Here is a 15,663-nt window from a genome sequence, read left to right as displayed (position 1 = left end):
GTCTCTTAAGTCGTTGGCAGGATGCCGAGTCGGCCGCCAAGCCCATTAAAGAAGGTGCTGAGTTGGGGGCCAAATACGGTAAGCCCACCAATCAGGACAACCGCGATGAGCCCAACCATCAGGGCGTACTCAACGGCGGTTGCGCCGGTCTGTTCGCGGCGAAGGCGTTCGGTGGCTTTGATGCCAAGGACGTGCAGGGTGGCAAAGAGAGAGACCATGTAATGCTCCTGGGAATGAGGTAAACGGTACGCCGGATGAGAACCGACGCTGGATAGAAAGTAGCATTAGCAACTCCTTGAATACGGGTGCTTTTCTTATCCTGCGTAAACCCTGCGCAGAGGTTGCCGATACTGCGGATTAGCTGGGCCAATCGGGCGACACCAAGCGGAAACCTGCGTCTAAGTACGGTGCTATGTCCTTCCATGACCAGGAGCGATGTTCCCGGATCTCCGACTTGTCGGGGGAGCTAGGTCTCAAAATCAGGTGTAATGCAAACTAATCAGTTTCCCATCGATGCTCTGCACATCGATCGGCGTCTCGTAGATGGCGGAAAGTATCTCGGGCCGCATGATGGTCTCAACCGGGCCCTGGTGGATGATCCTTCCGCTGGCCATCGCGACGATCTCGTCCGAATAGACCGAAGCGAAATTGATGTCATGCATGACCAGAACCACCCGCTTACCCATGTCATCGGCGGCCCGGCGCAGCAGGCGCATGATTTCAACAGCATGCCGAAGATCCAGGTTGTTCAGCGGCTCATCGAGAAGGACATAGTCGGTGTCCTGCGCCAGCACCATCGCGATGAACGCCCGCTGTCGCTGCCCACCAGACAGCTCGTCGAGGAAGCGAAACTGAAGTGCCGTCAGATCGAGGTAACGCAGGGCCTCGTCAATCCGTTTCTTGTCATCGTTGGTGAGTCGCCCCCGGGAGTGTGGGTAGCGTCCGAAAGCCACGAGTTCGCCCACCGTCAGGCGTGCAGTGAGGTGGTTGTCCTGATGCAGCATGGCAATCTTTTTCGCCAGGACCCTGCCCGACGTCGTCCTGATGTCCAGCCCATCAATTTCGACAGTGCCATGATCCATCGACAACAGACGTCCAACGATCGAGAGCAGCGTCGACTTGCCGGCGCCGTTGGGGCCAATGATTGACGTGACCCCAATCCGACCGAGGTCCAGATCGACGCCGTCGACAACTGCCTGCGAGCCGTAGCTTTTTGTTACCCCTCGTAACGTGATCATCGGGGTCCCTTTCTGATCAGGAGAATGACGAACAAAATTCCGCCAGCAAACTCGATGATGATGCCCAGTGCCGTATTGAAGCCGAAGACCTGCTCGAGAATGAGCTGACCACCAACGAGAGCAATGATGCCCAGCAGGACCGTTCCGGGCAGCACCACGCGGTGCCGGCTGGATCCGGTAAGCGCATACGCGAGGTTTGCGACAATCAGCCCAAAGAAGGTGATCGGCCCGACCAGTGCGGTGGACACTGAAACCAGGACGGCGATTAAGACCAATACGGTCATCACGGTCCGTCGGTGGTTGACGCCCAAACCTATTGAGTGGTTCTCGCCCAGCGCCAGGACGTCGAAGACTGGGAGCAGCCGGACTCCGACCAACAGGCAGATCAGAACCGCTACCGCGGAGATGACAATGAGCTCCTCGTTCACCGCGTTGAAGCTTGCGAAAAACGAGTCCTGCAGCACGGCGAAGGCTGCGGGGTCGAGCATCCGCTGGATGAATCCGGAGATGCTTCGGAAGAGCACCCCGAGGATGATCCCAACCAGGATCATCAGATGCAGGCTGCGCCGTGCCCCGAAGAACAGCCAACGAAAGAGGAGGGTAGAGAACAGGACCATCGCGCCCACCTCCACGACCCACTTCAGCCGGTCATCGATTGTTGCGAGGGTCAGGGCACCGAAGCTGAAGACAATCAACGTCTGGATCAGCACATAGAGCGCATCGAAGCCCATGATGGACGGGGTCAGGATCCGGTTGTTGGTGACGGTCTGGAAGAGGACCGTTGAGACGCCGACGGCGATGGCCACGAGCGTCATGGCTGCGACTTTCCGCGCGCGGAACGGCACTGCAAAATCCCAGCTGCCAACGATTCCCACGGTGAGGAAGCAGACGATGCACCCGAGGGCCAGCAAACTCAGGACCACGAGCACTGCGGCTGGTCGGTTGGGCCGACAACTCCCGGGCGCTCGCGGAGGCGAAGCTACCGATTTAGTGGACACGGCCAGGGCTCCTCAAAAGCAGGTAAAGGAAGATTGCAGCCCCCACCACGCCGACGACGACGCCCAACGGTATCTCGTAAGGGAAACGCACCAGGCGCCCGATCATGTCGCAGACAAGGACAAACCCGGCTCCCAGGACCGCGACCCAGGGCATCGAGTTCCTGACGTTGTCTCCCATCATCAGACTGACGACGTTGGGTACGACCAGCCCCAGAAACGGAATGACGCCGGCCGTGACGACGACGACGGCGCTGACGACCGACACGATCACCAGACCAAAGATCAGCAGGCGCCCGTAATTGAGTCCAGCGTTGTTGGTGAACTGCTGTCCCAACCCCGCGACGGTGAATCGGTTGGCTGCCAGGTAGGCAATGACCGTCATGGCGAAGGCAACCCAGAGAAGCTCGTACCGGCCCCTGAGGATTCCCGAGAAATCACCGGTCATCCACACGCCGAGGGTCTGCAGCAGGTCAAGGCGGTAGGCATAGAAGGTGGTCACCGCACCGATGATGCCGCCCAGCATGATGCCAACCAGGGGAACCAGCACGATCGACCGGACCGGGATGCGCCGCAGGATCAACAGAAAAAGGGAGGTTCCGGCAAGGGCGAAGAGTGCGGCCACCAGCATTTTCCCCATCAGGGAAACCTCTGGAAGGAAGACTGTTGCGACCAGCAATCCCAGGGCAGCTGATTCAGCAGTGCCGGTGGTACTGGGCTCGACGAACTTGTTGCGCACCAGCATCTGCATGATGAGACCGACCACCGACATGGAAATGCCGGTCAAAACCAGCGCGATGGTCCGCGGCACCCGGCTGGCGAGGAGCAGGAAGGCCGCCTCGCTATCGGCCCCACCCCGCAGCAGGCTCGCCGGGGTGACGTCGCTGACGCCGATGAAGGTGCTGCCGACCGCCAGCGCCACTACGGCCACCCCGGCGAGGGGCAGCAGTAGTGGCGCTGGACCGCGGCGACGGACCGTGGGAGCGGCCGGGGCCATGCTGGAGGTGCGCAGGGCCTGGGGGCCGATTAGGACAGCCCGTCGATAACGGAATCGACCATGTCGTTCACCGCGGTGAGACCGCTCATGACGATGTACCAGGGCACCGGGTCCAGATACACCACCTGGTCTTCACTCCACGCGGTGCTTTTGGCAACTACCTCGTTGTCGAGGACTTCCTGGGCGTTGGCACTACCGGACTCGCCGACCGCTGCATCACGGTCGATGACGAAGAGCCAGTCCGGGTTGGTTTCGAGCAGAAATTCGTTGGATACCGGATCCCCGTGGGTTTCCGCCTCGACGTCGGCCACTGCTGGTTCCAGGCCAAGCTCGTCGTGCAGCCAGCCGAACCTGGACCCCGGCCCATAGGCGGTAATCTCCCCGGCGCTGGTCATGACGATCAGGCCGGTTCCGGCGTCCCCTGCCACGGACTGCGCCTCGTCGATCTTCGCTGAGACCTCCTCCAGAGCGGCATCCGTCTCGGCCGTCTTGTCGAAGACCTCGCCGAGCGTCTCCACGTTCTGGGTGAAGCTTCCCAGATAGTCTTCCCAGTCCAGGGTCAGGTCGATGGTCGGGGCAATCTTGCTCAGCTCGGCGTACGCCTCTGAGGACCGGTTGGCGACGATGATAAGGTCCGGTTCGGCAGCATTGACCGCCTCGTAGTCCGGCTCGAAGAGGGTTCCCATATTCTGGTAGTCAGCACTGGAGTACTTCTCGAGGTAATCCGGCAGGTTTTCCTGCGGGAGTCCGGCGACAGGCACCCCGAGGGTGTCCAGTGTGTCGAGCGAAGCCATGTCGAAGGTGACGACGGTTTCAGGAACCCCCTCCAGGACGGTCTCACCCTGGGCATGTTCAATCGTGAGCTCAGTGGCAGCTGACTCCGACGTTTTGCTGGTCGCGTCGGTGCTGCTGGCTGCTGTCCCGCACCCCGCGAGGACGAGCGCCGTCGTAATGACGGCCGCGGGAAGGGCAACGGTCCGGCCCATGATGTTCTTCACCTGGAAACTCCAATCGACATGTGTGTCCGCGGCACTTCCTGCCGGAACAATTAGGAAAGGCTAACCTAACCTTAAGTTTCCGTTTTCGACAAAATCCCCGGATCCACGTTTTCACCAGGGCAACCTCCCGCCGTCGAGATAAGCCAGCGCAGGGCTCGCTTTGACCTGAGGCACAGCTTCGCGCTAATCTTGGTAGTCGTTGTGCGTATCCCACCTCGATACGTCCATGTCCGCGTGGCGACTCGGTTGCAGAGTCACCTGGCCCGCGGATATGGCCGAGATATCCGGGATCACTGGCTTTCAGCCCTCACCTGAAGTTCCGGTAGCGCATGCATAAGCTGAGCTTTCGCGCGGGGATTCAAGTCCCGGTTGCGAAGGCGTCACCGAACAAGAAACGAAGGCAAAAACCGTGCGTACGTACACCCCGAAGCCAGGCGACATCAACCGCCAGTGGCACGTCATTGACGCCACCGACGTTGTCCTAGGCCGACTTGCCAGCCAGACCGCAACACTGCTGCGCGGAAAGCACAAGCCGACCTTTGCACCCCATATGGATATGGGCGATTTCGTCATCATCATCAACGCCGAGAAGGTAGCCCTCACCGGCGCCAAGCTCGAGCAGAAGCGTGCATACCGCCACTCCGGGTTCCCGGGTGGCCTCTCGTCGGTCAACTACGCAGAGCTGCTGGAACAAAATCCAGTCCGCGCTGTGGAGAAGGCTATCCGAGGCATGCTTCCCAAGACTTCCCTGGCTGCTCAGCAGATCGGGAAACTGAAGGTCTACCGCGGTGCTGAGCACCCACACGCTGCCCAGCAGCCGAAGACCTTCGAAATTACCCAGGTCGCCCAGTAGTCCTGGCCACCACACACTAAGAAATTAATTCAAGGAGAACCGTGGCTCAGAACACTGAAGAGCTGAATGAACCAACTGAGGAGCTCACGAGCTATACCTCAGAATCCGGCGAGACCACCGAGGCTGTAGCCAAGGAACGTCCCGCACTGACTGTTGGCGGCGGAGCCGTTGGTCGTCGCAAGGAAGCAGTTGCACGGGTCCGGCTCGTACCGGGTACCGGCAAGTGGATTGTCAACGGCCGCGAACTGGCTGATTACTTCCCCAACAAGCTGCACCAGCAGGAAGTCAACGATCCGTTCAAGATCCTTGACCTCCTTGGCTCCTACGACGTCGTAGCCCGCATCCACGGTGGTGGCCCATCCGGCCAGGCCGGTGCGCTGCGCCTAGGCGTCGCCCGTTCCCTGAACGAGATTGACCGCGAGAACAACCGCGCCATCCTCAAGAAGGCTGGCTTCCTGACCCGTGACGCACGAGTGATCGAGCGTAAGAAGGCTGGTCTGAAGAAGGCTCGCAAGGCGCCTCAGTACTCCAAGCGCTAACCAACCACGTGGACCGGCGCGCTTCCACTTCGGATGCCCGGCCTTCAGTGGTCCTAACGCCCGTCCGGTTACCGGACGGGCGTTAGGTGTTTAAGATAGGGATCGATTCCCCTGAACTAGGATGTACACCGATGAGTAGATTATTTGGGACCGACGGCGTCCGCGGACTGGCAAACGACCTGATCACCCCGGAGCTGGCAATGCAGCTGGCTCAGGCGGCTGCAGTGGTGTTGGGCCACCGCAAGACCGAGGGTAGACGGCCGACAGCAGTGATCGCGCGGGACCCCCGCATCAGCGGTGACTTCATTGCTGCGGCGGTGGAAGCCGGTCTGGCCGGTGCCGGGGTTGACGTGTACGACGCCGGAATCCTCCCCACTCCCGCTGCGGCATTCCTGGTAGCCGATCTGGACGCCGATTTTGGGGTCATGATCTCGGCTTCACACAACGCGGCGCCCGATAACGGCATCAAGTTCCTGGCCCGCGGCGGGAAAAAGCTCGACGACCAGATTGAAGATGCCATCGAGCTGGAGCTGACCCGGCCCGCGCTGCGGCCCACCGGAGGGGACGTCGGGCGGATCCAGCGGTTCGCCGACGCCGAAGATCGCTACGTGGTCCACCTCCTGCAGACCCTCCCCAACCGCCTCGAGGGCGTGAAAGTGGTGCTGGACTGTGCGCACGGCGCCGCCAGTGGCTGCTCCCCGCAGGTCTTCGCCGACGCCGGCGCCGAAATTGTGGTGATCGGCGCCGATCCTGACGGGATCAACATCAACGACGGCTATGGCTCCACCCATCTCGGCCCCCTGCAGGCTGCGGTGCTGGAGCATGGTGCTGATCTGGGGATCGCCCACGACGGCGACGCCGACCGCTGCCTCGCCGTCGACCATGAAGGAACAATCGTCGACGGCGACCAGATCATGGCGATCATGGCTGTGGCAATGAACGCGGCCGGCACGCTCAAGGACAACACGCTGGTAGCAACCGTGATGAGCAACCTTGGCCTGAAGCTCGCCCTCCGCGATGCGGGGATCAGTCTCAGGGAAACCGGTGTGGGTGACCGCTACGTGCTCGAGGGCATGCGCGACGGCGGGTACAGCCTGGGCGGCGAACAGTCGGGTCACGTGATCTTCGCGCAGTACGCCACCACGGGCGACGGCGTCTTGACCGGCCTCCAGCTCGCCGCTCAGGTGGCGCGTACCGGGCGGTCGCTCAAGGAACTGTCCCAGATCATGAACAAGCTCCCTCAGGTGCTGATCAACGTCAAGGGTGTGGACAAGGCAGCGGTGACCACCAACGAGCATGTCCAGCAGGCAGTGCTCGAGGCGCAGGACGCGCTGGGGGAGACCGGCCGGGTGCTGCTTCGTCCCTCCGGGACCGAGCCGGTGGTCCGGGTCATGGTGGAAGCCGCCGACATGGAGACAGCGCAGCGCACCGCGGACCGTCTCGCCGAGACAGTGCAGCATCGGCTGGCCCTCACTCCGGCGTAGTCAAGAGGTCGTGGTAGTCAAGAGTTTCCCGGCCAGCCCTGCTCACAGGGGCGGGCTAGCGACGAGCGGCGAGGCTGTCCCTGATCTCGGTGAGCAGCTCGATCTGGGGATCCACGGCGGGTTCCTGCTCGACGATTCCGAGGTTCCGGTTGCGTCGTTCGATCATCTTGTTCATTGGAAGCACGACGACGAAGTAGATCGCCGCTGCTACCAGCAGGAAGTTGACGACCGCGGTCAGCAGGACCCCGAACAGAATGTCGTTCCCGTTGATCGTGACTTTCGCGAAGTCGTCGAAGTTCGGGGATCCCACCAGCGCCGAGACCAGCGGCATGAACACCGAATCGACCAGCGCTTTGACAACGGCGCCGAACGCCGTACCCAGAACCACTGCGACCGCAAGGTCGATGACGTTGCCCTTCATGATGAAGGTCTTGAATCCGTTTAGCATTCGTCTAGGATATCGGCTTAGCCGTAGTCGGGCGCTTCGGGCAGCCCGAAGAACTCCTCCAGGGTTTCCACTCCGTCAGCCCTCATGGCCGCAGAAGTGTCTGTCCCGACGAAACGGTAATGCCAGGCTTCCGCGAGGAACCCGGTGGTTTCCTGCCGGCCCTCCGGGTATCTGAGGATGAACCCGAACTCGTGGGCGTTATCCGCTGCCCAGCCTGCTGCCGTCGTGTCGCTGAAGCAGGACCGGAGGGTGCAGGCGCCGTCATCCTGACCGATATCGAAGGCGAGCCCGGTCTGGTGCTCCGAGAAGCCCGGTCGGGCCGAATAGTTATCCGCGTCTTCGGGGCTGCCGTTGCGGCTCACCCAGTAGTCGTAGGTAGAGGCCTGCACGGCATAGGAGCGGTAGCCGCTGACCAGGGTGAGCCAGACGTCGTCGTCGGCGGCCGCGGCGAACATTTCCTCCACGGCCTCGGCCACATCAGGGCGCAGCGTTGCATTGACGCGGTCCGTCGCGAGGGGCACCTCGGGGAGGACCCGGTCCGATGGGGCGTAGTCGATCGGGTCGAGCGGCCGCCGTTTGTTGACGACGACGGTGGCAGCCGAGGGATCGGCGTAGGCGTCCGTCGCCGAGCTGGCAGGGACCGGGCCAGCAGTGGCGGGGACCGGGCCAGCAGTGGCAGTGGCGGTGGCCGCTGACGACGGCGACCGTTGGGCGGGTGCGGGGATCTCCCCGACGGCAAGGCCTGGGAGGTCCGATGCCGTGGGGTCCGGATCGGGTGTTCCGCAGCCGGAGACGGCAGCAGCCAGGATCGCAGCCGTCACCAATAGCGGTCGGGCGGGCCACCGACGCATCCCGGTCATGTCTTCCGGAGCAGCATTCGCCGCACTGAGTGGTCGGCTTCCTTGGTCAGCACCAGCTGCGCCCGGCCCCTGGTGGGCAGCACATTGGCCATCAGGTTGGGCTCGTTGATCCGTTTCCAGATGCCGAGCGCCGTCTCGCGGGCCTCGTCATCGGTCAACGACGCATACCGGTGGAAATAGGACTGGGGGTTGGCGAACGCACCGGAGCGCAGCGACTGGAACCGCTGGACGTACCACTGCTCAATGTAGGAGGTCTTGGCGTCCACATAAATGGAGAAGTCGAAGAAGTCGCTCAGGGCCAGGCCGGACCGCCCATCGGCGCGGGTCCTGGCTGGCGCGAGCACGTTGAGGCCCTCGACAATGAGCACGTCGGGACGCCTCACCACCACTTCACGGTCGGGCACGATGTTGTAGGTCAGGTGGGAGTACCACGGGGCGCGCACCTCATCGGCGCCGCTCTTGACCTCGCTGACAAACCTGAGCAGGCGTCGTCGATCGTAGGATTCGGGGAAGCCCTTGCGCTGCATCAGGCCGCGGCGTTCCAGCTCATCATTCGGGTACAGGAACCCGTCGGTGGTGACCAGCTCCACGTTGGGGGTGTCCGGCCAGCGGCTCAACAGCTCGCGCAGCACGCGGGCGGTCGTCGATTTTCCGACGGCCACCGAACCGGCGACCCCGATGACGAAAGGGGTGCGGGTGCGCTGTTCGCCCAGGAACGTCGTGGTAGCGGCATGCAACTCGCCCGCGGCCGCCACGTAAAGGGATAGGAGCCGCGAAAGGGGAAGGTAGACCTCACGCACCTCGTCGAGGTTGAGCTCGTCGCCCAACCCCCGCAGCCGAAGAATGTCCTCAAGATCGAGGGGGGAGCTGATCTCATTTGAGAGCCGGGCCCAGGTCTGGCGGTCCAGCTCAACGAAGGGTGTGAAGTTGCTCTCCGCACCATTGCCCGCGGTCACCCCGGGATTTGTCTCATTCACCATCTGAATTGTGCCTGTTGGCGGCCCCAGATGCGAACCTCACCGGGGCGGGCCGCTCCGGCGGAGCGGCGGCCTGCGTCTGAACGCCCGGGCTGACGGTACTCTTAAGCCCATGTGTGGAATCGTAGGCTACGTAGGCCGATCAACAGTGTCCTCAGACGGTACAACGGGAACCCATGGCGCGCTCGACGTCGTCATGGAGGGTTTGCGGCGCCTTGAGTATCGCGGCTACGACTCGGCCGGAGTGGCAGTATTGACCCCCAACGGCATCGAGTCGCGGAAGAAGTCAGGCAAGCTCAGCAACCTGGTGGCCGAACTTGAGGCCCGCCCGCTGACCGCGTCCCTGACCGGTATCGGCCACACCCGTTGGGCGACCCACGGCGCACCCAATGACACCAACGCGCACCCCCACCTCGCTGACAACGGCCGGCTGGCCGTCATTCACAACGGCATCATCGAGAACTTCGCCGAACTCAAGGCAGCACTGCTTGAGCAGGGCGAAACCTTCCTCTCCGAAACGGACACCGAGGTGGCGGCAGCCCTGCTCGGCAGCATCTACCGGGAGCTGTCGGCCGCCGGCGACCCTGATCCGCTCCCCAATGCCATGCGCAAAGCCAGCCAGCAGCTGGAAGGCGCCTTCACCCTCCTCGCCGTGCACCAGGACTCACCGGGTATCGTCGTCGCGGCCCGCCGCAACTCGCCCCTCGTCGTCGGTCTCGGCGACGGCGAGAATTTCCTCGGCTCCGATGTGTCGGGCTTCATTGACTTCACCCGCCGCGCCGTTGAGCTGGGCCAGGATCAGGTAGTCACCATCACTCCCGACGACGTCGTCATCACCGACTTCTTCGGCGCCCCGGCCGAGGGCAAGGAATTCCACGTGGACTGGGACGCGGCAGCCGCGGAAAAGGGCGGCTACCCCTCCTTCATGGAGAAGGAAATCAATGACCAGCCCGACGCCGTCGCGCAGACCCTCCTGGGCCGCTCCGATGCGAAGGGCAAGCTGATCCTCGATGAACTGCGGATCGACGAGACCATCCTGCGCTCCGTGGACAAGATCGTTGTCCTCGCTTGCGGTACGTCGGCCTACGCCGGGCAGGTGGCCAAGTACGCCATCGAGCACTGGTGCCGTATCCCCACTGAAGTGGAACTCTCCCATGAGTTCAGGTACCGCGATCCGATCGTCAACGAGAAGACACTCGTCGTCGCCATCTCCCAGTCCGGTGAAACCATGGACACCCTGATGGCGGTGCGTTACGCCCGCGAACAGGGCGCCAAGGTGGTGGCGATCTGCAACACCAACGGATCCACCATTCCGCGTGAGTCAGACGCCGTGCTGTACACCCACGCCGGTCCGGAAATCGCCGTCGCCTCGACGAAGGCGTTCCTCGCCCAGATCACCGCCGCCTACCTGCTGGGTCTGTACCTGGCGCAACTGCGCGGCAACAAGTTCGGCGACGAGATCGCGGACGTCCTCGCCGATCTCGCCGAAATGCCAGCGAAGATCCAGAGCATCCTGGACAACGCCGACAAGGTCAAGAAGCTTGCCCGCGACATGTCCAACGCCAAGTCGGTGCTCTTCCTGGGCCGGCACGTCGGATTCCCCGTGGCGATGGAGGGTGCCTTGAAGCTCAAGGAACTCGCCTACATCCACGCCGAAGGGTTCGCCGCCGGTGAGCTGAAGCACGGCCCCATCGCGTTGATCGAAGATGGGCAGCCGGTGGTCGTCGTGGTGCCGTCACCGAACGGCAGGGACTCCCTGCACGCCAAGGTGGTCTCCAACATCCAGGAGATTCGCGCCCGCGGTGCAGTCACCATCGTGATCGCGGAGGAAGGCGACACCTCGGTGGAAGCCTACGCCGAACACGTGTTCTACGTACCCAAGACTCCTACCCTGCTGGCACCGCTGCTCACCACTGTGCCGCTGCAGATCTTCGCCTGCGAGCTGGCGTCCGCCAAGGGGTACGACGTCGACCAGCCCCGCAACCTGGCCAAGTCAGTCACGGTTGAGTAATAACCGATGATCGTTGGCATAGGCGTTGACGTTGTTGACATAGACCGGTTCGGGCGGCAGCTGGAACGGACGCCTGGCCTGCGTGAACGATTGTTCGTGCCGGCCGAGCGGGTGCTGAACCTGCGCTCGCTCGCCGCCCGGTTCGCCGCCAAAGAGGCGGTGGCCAAGGCCCTCGGCGCCCCCGCGGGAATGAACTGGCAGGACTGCTGGATTGGGCTCGACGCTGCCGGCAGCCCATCGGTGGAAGTCAAAGGCACCGTGGCGGCCGCCGCCGCCGCGAAGGGTGTGCACCGCTGGCACCTCTCGCTCAGCCATGACGGAGGGGTGGCGACGGCGATGGTGGTCGCCGAAGCCGAAGCCGGACCCGTGGCATCAACAGCACCGTCGGTCGGGATAGACTCCTAAGTATGCTTAGCGCCTATTCGGGCAGTGCGATCCGTTCGGCTGAAGCCCCTCTCCTCGACGCCGGGCACGGCGCTGCCCTGATGCAGCGCGCAGCCCACGGTCTTTACGCTGCCGCCGCCGCCGAACTGATCAGCCGGACCGGCGGCTGTTACGGGCGCACAGCGGTGGTTCTCGCCGGCAGCGGCAACAACGCCGGCGACGCCCTTTTCGCGGCCGCACGCCTGGCCGGCAGGGGAGTGCGCACGACGGCAATCCTCACCTCCGCCACCACTCATCCGCTGGCACTCGCAGCGTTTCAACGCGCCGGCGGCCGCGTTGAACTGCTCAGCCCAGCGACCACTGGACGCCTGGTGGGGTCAACCGCCGCGGCGGACCTTGTCATTGACGGGATTCTGGGGATCGGCGGGTCCGGCGGTCTCCGCGAACCCGCGGCCACCCTGGTCCGGGAGCTCGCCGCGGCGGCTACCGGCATCGTCGTCGCCTGCGACCTTCCCAGCGGGGTGGATGCGGACACCGGCATGGTCAACGAACCGGTCCTTCACGCCGACCTCACGGTCACCTTCGGTGCGCTCAAGACCGGGCTCCTCACGGGGCCGGGGGCGCACGCCGCGGGGCGCGTCGTCGTCGTCGACATTGGGCTCTCCGAGTCGCTGCCGGAACCTGACCTATTCCGTCTCGAGGCCGCCGACGCAGCGGCCCTGTACCGCAGGCCCCGCCCCGCCGACCACAAGTACACCCGCGGAGTGCTCGGCATTGCCGCCGGTTCGGCGATGTACCCGGGCGCGGCGGTCCTGGCAACCGGAGCCGCCCTGGCCACCGGGCTGGGAATGGTCAGGTATCTCGGACCACCGTCGGTCGCCGCCCTGGTCAACCGGACCCACCCCGAGGCGGTCTGCTCCCAGGGGCAGGTCAAGCCGACCCACGTTCAGGCCTGGTTGGTTGGCCCCGGGGCCGACGAGGACCCGGACCAGCGGCGCCGGGCCCGCGACGCGATGGCGTCCGGCTTGCCCACGGTGGTCGACGCCGGTGCACTGGCCCTCCTGCCGCGCAGGCTGGGACCACAGGTGATCCTGACCCCTCATGCGGGCGAGCTGCAGGCGGTGCTGGCGAGGCGCAAGGTCAGGGCGACCCGGCGCGACATCGAGGCGGCCCCCACCGAGTACGCCCGCATCGCGGCTGAGCTCACCGGTGCCACAGTGCTGCTCAAGGGTGCAGTCACAGTGGTGGCGTCGCCGTCGGGCACGCTGTTCAGCCAGGCGGAAGCGACGCCGTGGCTCGCCACTGCAGGGTCGGGGGATACGCTCGCTGGCATACTGGGCGCCCTGGTGGCAACACTTGCCGACGACGACGGCGACGCTGCCATCGACCGCATCGGCGTACCGGTGCAGGACAAGTGGGCGGCGATAGCAGCAGCTGCGGCGCTGCTCCACGGTCTGGCGGGGACCAGGGCTGCCGGGTTCGGGCCGATCGTGGTCTCGGAGCTGCCGCAACACCTTGGTGCGGTCCTCGCGGACCTGCTCACCGCACCACCCGGCAAGGACACAATTCACTAACTAGTCACCTGGTTGCGCTATGAAGGTAGCTGGACCGTTCACTTTTCGACCAACGAATTACACCACTTCAGGAGAACACATGGAACTCTGGCCCGGCGAAGCGTACCCTTTGGGCGCTACCTATGACGGCACCGGTACCAACTTTGCGTTGTACAGCGAGATTGCCGACAGGGTGGAGCTCTGCCTGTTCGAGGACGACGGCACCGAAACCCGCGTGCACCTCAACGAGGTGGACGGCTACGTCTGGCACGGGTACCTACCGCACATCGTCCCGGGCCAGAAGTATGGCTACCGGGTCCACGGTCCCAACGCCCCCGAAGAGGGCCACCGCTGCAACCCGAACAAGCTCCTCCTGGACCCGTACGCCAAGGCCGTCCACGGCCAGATGGACTGGGACCCGGCACTGTTCGGGTACAACTTCGGCGACGAAAACTCGATCAACAATGACGATTCGGCACCCCACATGATGCTGGGCGTCGTCGTCAACCCATTCTTCGACTGGGACGGCGACCGTAAGCCACGGATCCCGTACCACCAGTCGGTCATTTACGAAGCCCATGTCAAGGGACTCACCCAGCTGCACCCGGAGGTCCCCGAGGAACAGCGCGGCACGTACGCCGGCGTTGCGCACCCTTCAGTCATCTCGCACCTGCAGAAGCTGGGAATCACCGCCATCGAACTGATGCCAGTGCACCAGTTCGTCAATGACAGCACCCTCCAGGAAAAGGGCCTCACCAACTACTGGGGCTACAACACCATCGGCTTCTTCGCACCGCACAACACCTACGGCTCCGCCGGTGACACCGGCGAACAGGTCCAGGAATTCAAGGCCATGGTGCGTGAACTCCACCTGGCCGGCATCGAAGTGATTCTCGACGTCGTGTACAACCACACCGCCGAGGGCAACCATCTGGGCCCCACCCTGTCGATGCGCGGCATCGACAACTCCGCGTACTACCGGCTCGTCGAAGACGACAAGAAGTACTACATGGATTACACCGGCACCGGCAACTCACTGAACGTGGGCAACCCGCACTCCCTGCAGCTCCTGATGGACTCACTGCGCTACTGGGTGACGGAAATGCACGTCGACGGCTTCCGCTTCGACCTCGCGTCCACCCTGGCCCGCGAGTTCTACGACGTCGACCGCCTGTCGGCGTTCTTCGAACTGGTGCAGCAGGACCCAGTGGTCTCCCAGGTCAAGCTCATCGCCGAGCCGTGGGACGTTGGACCCGGCGGCTACCAGGTGGGCAACTTCCCACCGCAGTGGACCGAGTGGAACGGCAAGTACCGCGACACGGTGCGTGACTTCTGGCGTGGAGAACCGTCGACACTGGGCGAATTCGCCTCACGCCTGACCGGCTCAGCAGACCTCTATGAGCAGTCAGCACGCCGCCCGGTCGCATCGATCAACTTCGTCACCGCCCATGATGGCTTCACCATCCGCGACCTCGTGTCCTACAACGAGAAGCACAATGACGCCAACGGTGAAGACAACAACGACGGCGAAACCCACAACCGGTCCTGGAACTGCGGTGAGGAAGGCCCCACCGACAACCCCGAGGTCAATACCCTCAGGGTCCGCCAGCAGCGCAACTTCATTGCCACCCTCCTGCTGTCGCAGGGTGTGCCAATGCTGCTGCACGGTGATGAGCTGGGCCGCACCCAGCAGGGCAACAACAACACCTATGCACAGGACTCCGAGATCAGCTGGATTCACTGGGACCAGATGGACCAGCCGCTGCTCGAATTCACCGCCGCTGTGAACCGGCTGCGGTCGGAGCACCCGACGTTCCGCCGTCGCCGGTTCTTCGACGGCCGGCCGGTACGACGCGGCGAGGGCGAGGCCCTGCCGGACATCGTATGGCTGGGCACCGACGGCACCGTCATGGCACCGGAGGATTGGGACACCGGGTTCGGCCGATCCATTGGCGTGTTCCTGAACGGCCAGGGTATCTCCGGCCGCGACGCCCGCGGGCAGCGGATCACCGACCAGAACTTCCTGCTGCTGTTCAACGCCAGCGACGAGCCGGTCGACTTCACCCTCCCACCGCAGGAGTACGCCCCGACCTGGGACGAGGTCATCGATACCGCCGGCAAGTACGCCGACTCGGACGCCATCCCCGCGGAAGCCACGATCACGCTGGAAGCCAAGTCAATGGTGGTGTTGCGCGCCCACGCCGAAACCGAGGATCTCGATCACTCGGTGGCAGCGTCACTGGCTGCGTTGGCCAACTCGCACCAGCCCGGCGGCGCCTAACCGCCTGGGTCACCCCAGGCACCGCAGCAGTTCACCCTGCCGCAG

At 63.8% G+C, this 15,663-nt stretch carries 15 protein-coding genes; 7 read left to right on the top strand and 8 right to left on the bottom strand.

Annotated features, from left to right (window positions below; all coding sequences use genetic code 11):
* Positions 1 to 5: 5 nt before the first annotated feature.
* From ACX80T_RS07500 to ACX80T_RS07480, 5 genes are all read right to left on the bottom strand, one after another.
* Entirely contained in the window at positions 6 to 218 is a 213-nt protein-coding gene (locus tag ACX80T_RS07500) for a Flp family type IVb pilin (RefSeq protein WP_019481533.1), read from the bottom strand.
* 261 nt (positions 219 to 479) lie between these two features.
* Positions 480 to 1,238 carry an iron ABC transporter ATP-binding protein gene (locus tag ACX80T_RS07495; protein ID WP_019481534.1) on the bottom strand — a complete coding sequence of 253 codons (759 nt, stop codon included), beginning with the start codon at positions 1,236 to 1,238 and terminating at the stop codon, positions 480 to 482.
* The gene (locus ACX80T_RS07490; protein ID WP_459304110.1) at positions 1,235 to 2,236 is read right to left on the bottom strand and encodes an iron chelate uptake ABC transporter family permease subunit; all 1,002 of its coding nucleotides are present in this window, start codon (positions 2,234 to 2,236) and stop codon (positions 1,235 to 1,237) included. Before ACX80T_RS07490 ends, ACX80T_RS07495 begins: the two co-directional genes overlap by 4 nt.
* Positions 2,226 to 3,230, bottom strand: a complete 1,005-nt coding sequence (locus tag ACX80T_RS07485) for an ABC transporter permease (protein WP_459304109.1) — start codon at positions 3,228 to 3,230, stop codon at positions 2,226 to 2,228. The genes ACX80T_RS07490 and ACX80T_RS07485 overlap by 11 nt, the downstream gene beginning before the upstream one ends.
* Positions 3,231 to 3,259: 29 nt before the next feature.
* Positions 3,260 to 4,228: a siderophore ABC transporter substrate-binding protein gene (locus ACX80T_RS07480; protein ID WP_459304108.1), complete on the bottom strand. Its 969-nt coding sequence runs from the start codon at positions 4,226 to 4,228 to the stop codon at positions 3,260 to 3,262.
* A 409-nt stretch (positions 4,229 to 4,637) separates the two neighbouring features.
* Here ACX80T_RS07480 and rplM point away from each other — a divergent pair, with 409 nt between their 5' ends.
* From rplM to glmM, 3 genes are all read left to right on the top strand, one after another.
* The gene (rplM, locus tag ACX80T_RS07475) at positions 4,638 to 5,081 is read left to right on the top strand and encodes a 50S ribosomal protein L13 (protein WP_019481538.1); all 444 of its coding nucleotides are present in this window, start codon (positions 4,638 to 4,640) and stop codon (positions 5,079 to 5,081) included.
* Between the two features lie 41 nt (positions 5,082 to 5,122).
* Positions 5,123 to 5,620 carry a 30S ribosomal protein S9 gene (gene rpsI / locus ACX80T_RS07470; RefSeq protein ID WP_019481539.1) on the top strand — a complete coding sequence of 166 codons (498 nt, stop codon included), beginning with the start codon at positions 5,123 to 5,125 and terminating at the stop codon, positions 5,618 to 5,620.
* Between the two features lie 131 nt (positions 5,621 to 5,751).
* Positions 5,752 to 7,104 carry a phosphoglucosamine mutase gene (gene glmM, locus ACX80T_RS07465; protein WP_459304107.1) on the top strand — a complete coding sequence of 451 codons (1,353 nt, stop codon included), beginning with the start codon at positions 5,752 to 5,754 and terminating at the stop codon, positions 7,102 to 7,104.
* 55 nt (positions 7,105 to 7,159) lie between these two features.
* On the opposite strand, the gene mscL is transcribed toward glmM, so the two are convergent.
* Genes mscL through coaA form a run of 3 tightly spaced genes read right to left on the bottom strand, consistent with a single transcriptional unit; the run spans position 7,160 to position 9,392 of the window.
* Positions 7,160 to 7,552 (bottom strand): large conductance mechanosensitive channel protein MscL, encoded by a 393-nt coding sequence (mscL, locus tag ACX80T_RS07460; protein WP_459304106.1) that lies wholly within the window; start codon positions 7,550 to 7,552, stop codon positions 7,160 to 7,162.
* A 17-nt stretch (positions 7,553 to 7,569) separates the two neighbouring features.
* On the bottom strand, positions 7,570 to 8,412 hold the full coding sequence (locus ACX80T_RS07455) for a M15 family metallopeptidase (protein ID WP_459304105.1): 843 nt from the start codon (positions 8,410 to 8,412) through the stop codon (positions 7,570 to 7,572).
* Positions 8,409 to 9,392: a type I pantothenate kinase gene (coaA, locus tag ACX80T_RS07450; RefSeq protein WP_019481543.1), complete on the bottom strand. Its 984-nt coding sequence runs from the start codon at positions 9,390 to 9,392 to the stop codon at positions 8,409 to 8,411. The genes ACX80T_RS07455 and coaA overlap by 4 nt, the downstream gene beginning before the upstream one ends.
* Before the next feature lie 109 nt (positions 9,393 to 9,501).
* Between coaA and glmS the strand changes: the two genes are divergently transcribed.
* From glmS to glgX, 4 genes are all read left to right on the top strand, one after another.
* Positions 9,502 to 11,400, top strand: a complete 1,899-nt coding sequence (glmS, locus tag ACX80T_RS07445) for a glutamine--fructose-6-phosphate transaminase (isomerizing) (protein ID WP_026040906.1) — start codon at positions 9,502 to 9,504, stop codon at positions 11,398 to 11,400.
* A gap of 6 nt (positions 11,401 to 11,406) precedes the next feature.
* Positions 11,407 to 11,805, top strand: coding sequence for a holo-ACP synthase (locus tag ACX80T_RS07440; RefSeq protein ID WP_019481545.1), 399 nt, complete (start codon positions 11,407 to 11,409; stop codon positions 11,803 to 11,805).
* A gap of 2 nt (positions 11,806 to 11,807) precedes the next feature.
* Positions 11,808 to 13,358 (top strand): NAD(P)H-hydrate epimerase, encoded by a 1,551-nt coding sequence (locus ACX80T_RS07435; RefSeq protein ID WP_459304104.1) that lies wholly within the window; start codon positions 11,808 to 11,810, stop codon positions 13,356 to 13,358.
* Positions 13,359 to 13,437: 79 nt separating this feature from the next.
* Positions 13,438 to 15,618, top strand: coding sequence for a glycogen debranching protein GlgX (gene glgX / locus ACX80T_RS07430; RefSeq protein WP_024476822.1), 2,181 nt, complete (start codon positions 13,438 to 13,440; stop codon positions 15,616 to 15,618).
* Positions 15,619 to 15,663: the final 45 nt, after the last annotated feature.

The organism is Arthrobacter sp. Sr33, assembly GCF_054511195.1.
The sequence above is the reverse complement of the archived record's forward strand: the minus strand, read 5'-3'. Positions and strand labels throughout refer to the sequence as shown.

What these genes read in the sequence shown, in the direction of transcription:
- ACX80T_RS07500 (WP_019481533.1), bottom strand. Translation starts at nt 218, where the DNA reads ATGGTCTCTCTCTTTGCCACCCTGCACGTCCTTGGCATCAAAGCCACC.
- ACX80T_RS07495 (WP_019481534.1), bottom strand. Translation starts at nt 1,238, where the DNA reads ATGATCACGTTACGAGGGGTAACAAAAAGCTACGGCTCGCAGGCAGTT.
- ACX80T_RS07485 (WP_459304109.1), bottom strand. Translation starts at nt 3,230, where the DNA reads ATGGCCCCGGCCGCTCCCACGGTCCGTCGCCGCGGTCCAGCGCCACTA.
- glmM (WP_459304107.1), top strand. Translation starts at nt 5,752, where the DNA reads ATGAGTAGATTATTTGGGACCGACGGCGTCCGCGGACTGGCAAACGAC.
- mscL (WP_459304106.1), bottom strand. Translation starts at nt 7,552, where the DNA reads ATGCTAAACGGATTCAAGACCTTCATCATGAAGGGCAACGTCATCGAC.
- ACX80T_RS07455 (WP_459304105.1), bottom strand. Translation starts at nt 8,412, where the DNA reads ATGACCGGGATGCGTCGGTGGCCCGCCCGACCGCTATTGGTGACGGCT.
- coaA (WP_019481543.1), bottom strand. Translation starts at nt 9,392, where the DNA reads ATGGTGAATGAGACAAATCCCGGGGTGACCGCGGGCAATGGTGCGGAG.
- glmS (WP_026040906.1), top strand. Translation starts at nt 9,502, where the DNA reads ATGTGTGGAATCGTAGGCTACGTAGGCCGATCAACAGTGTCCTCAGAC.
- ACX80T_RS07440 (WP_019481545.1), top strand. Translation starts at nt 11,407, where the DNA reads ATGATCGTTGGCATAGGCGTTGACGTTGTTGACATAGACCGGTTCGGG.
- ACX80T_RS07435 (WP_459304104.1), top strand. Translation starts at nt 11,808, where the DNA reads ATGCTTAGCGCCTATTCGGGCAGTGCGATCCGTTCGGCTGAAGCCCCT.
- glgX (WP_024476822.1), top strand. Translation starts at nt 13,438, where the DNA reads ATGGAACTCTGGCCCGGCGAAGCGTACCCTTTGGGCGCTACCTATGAC.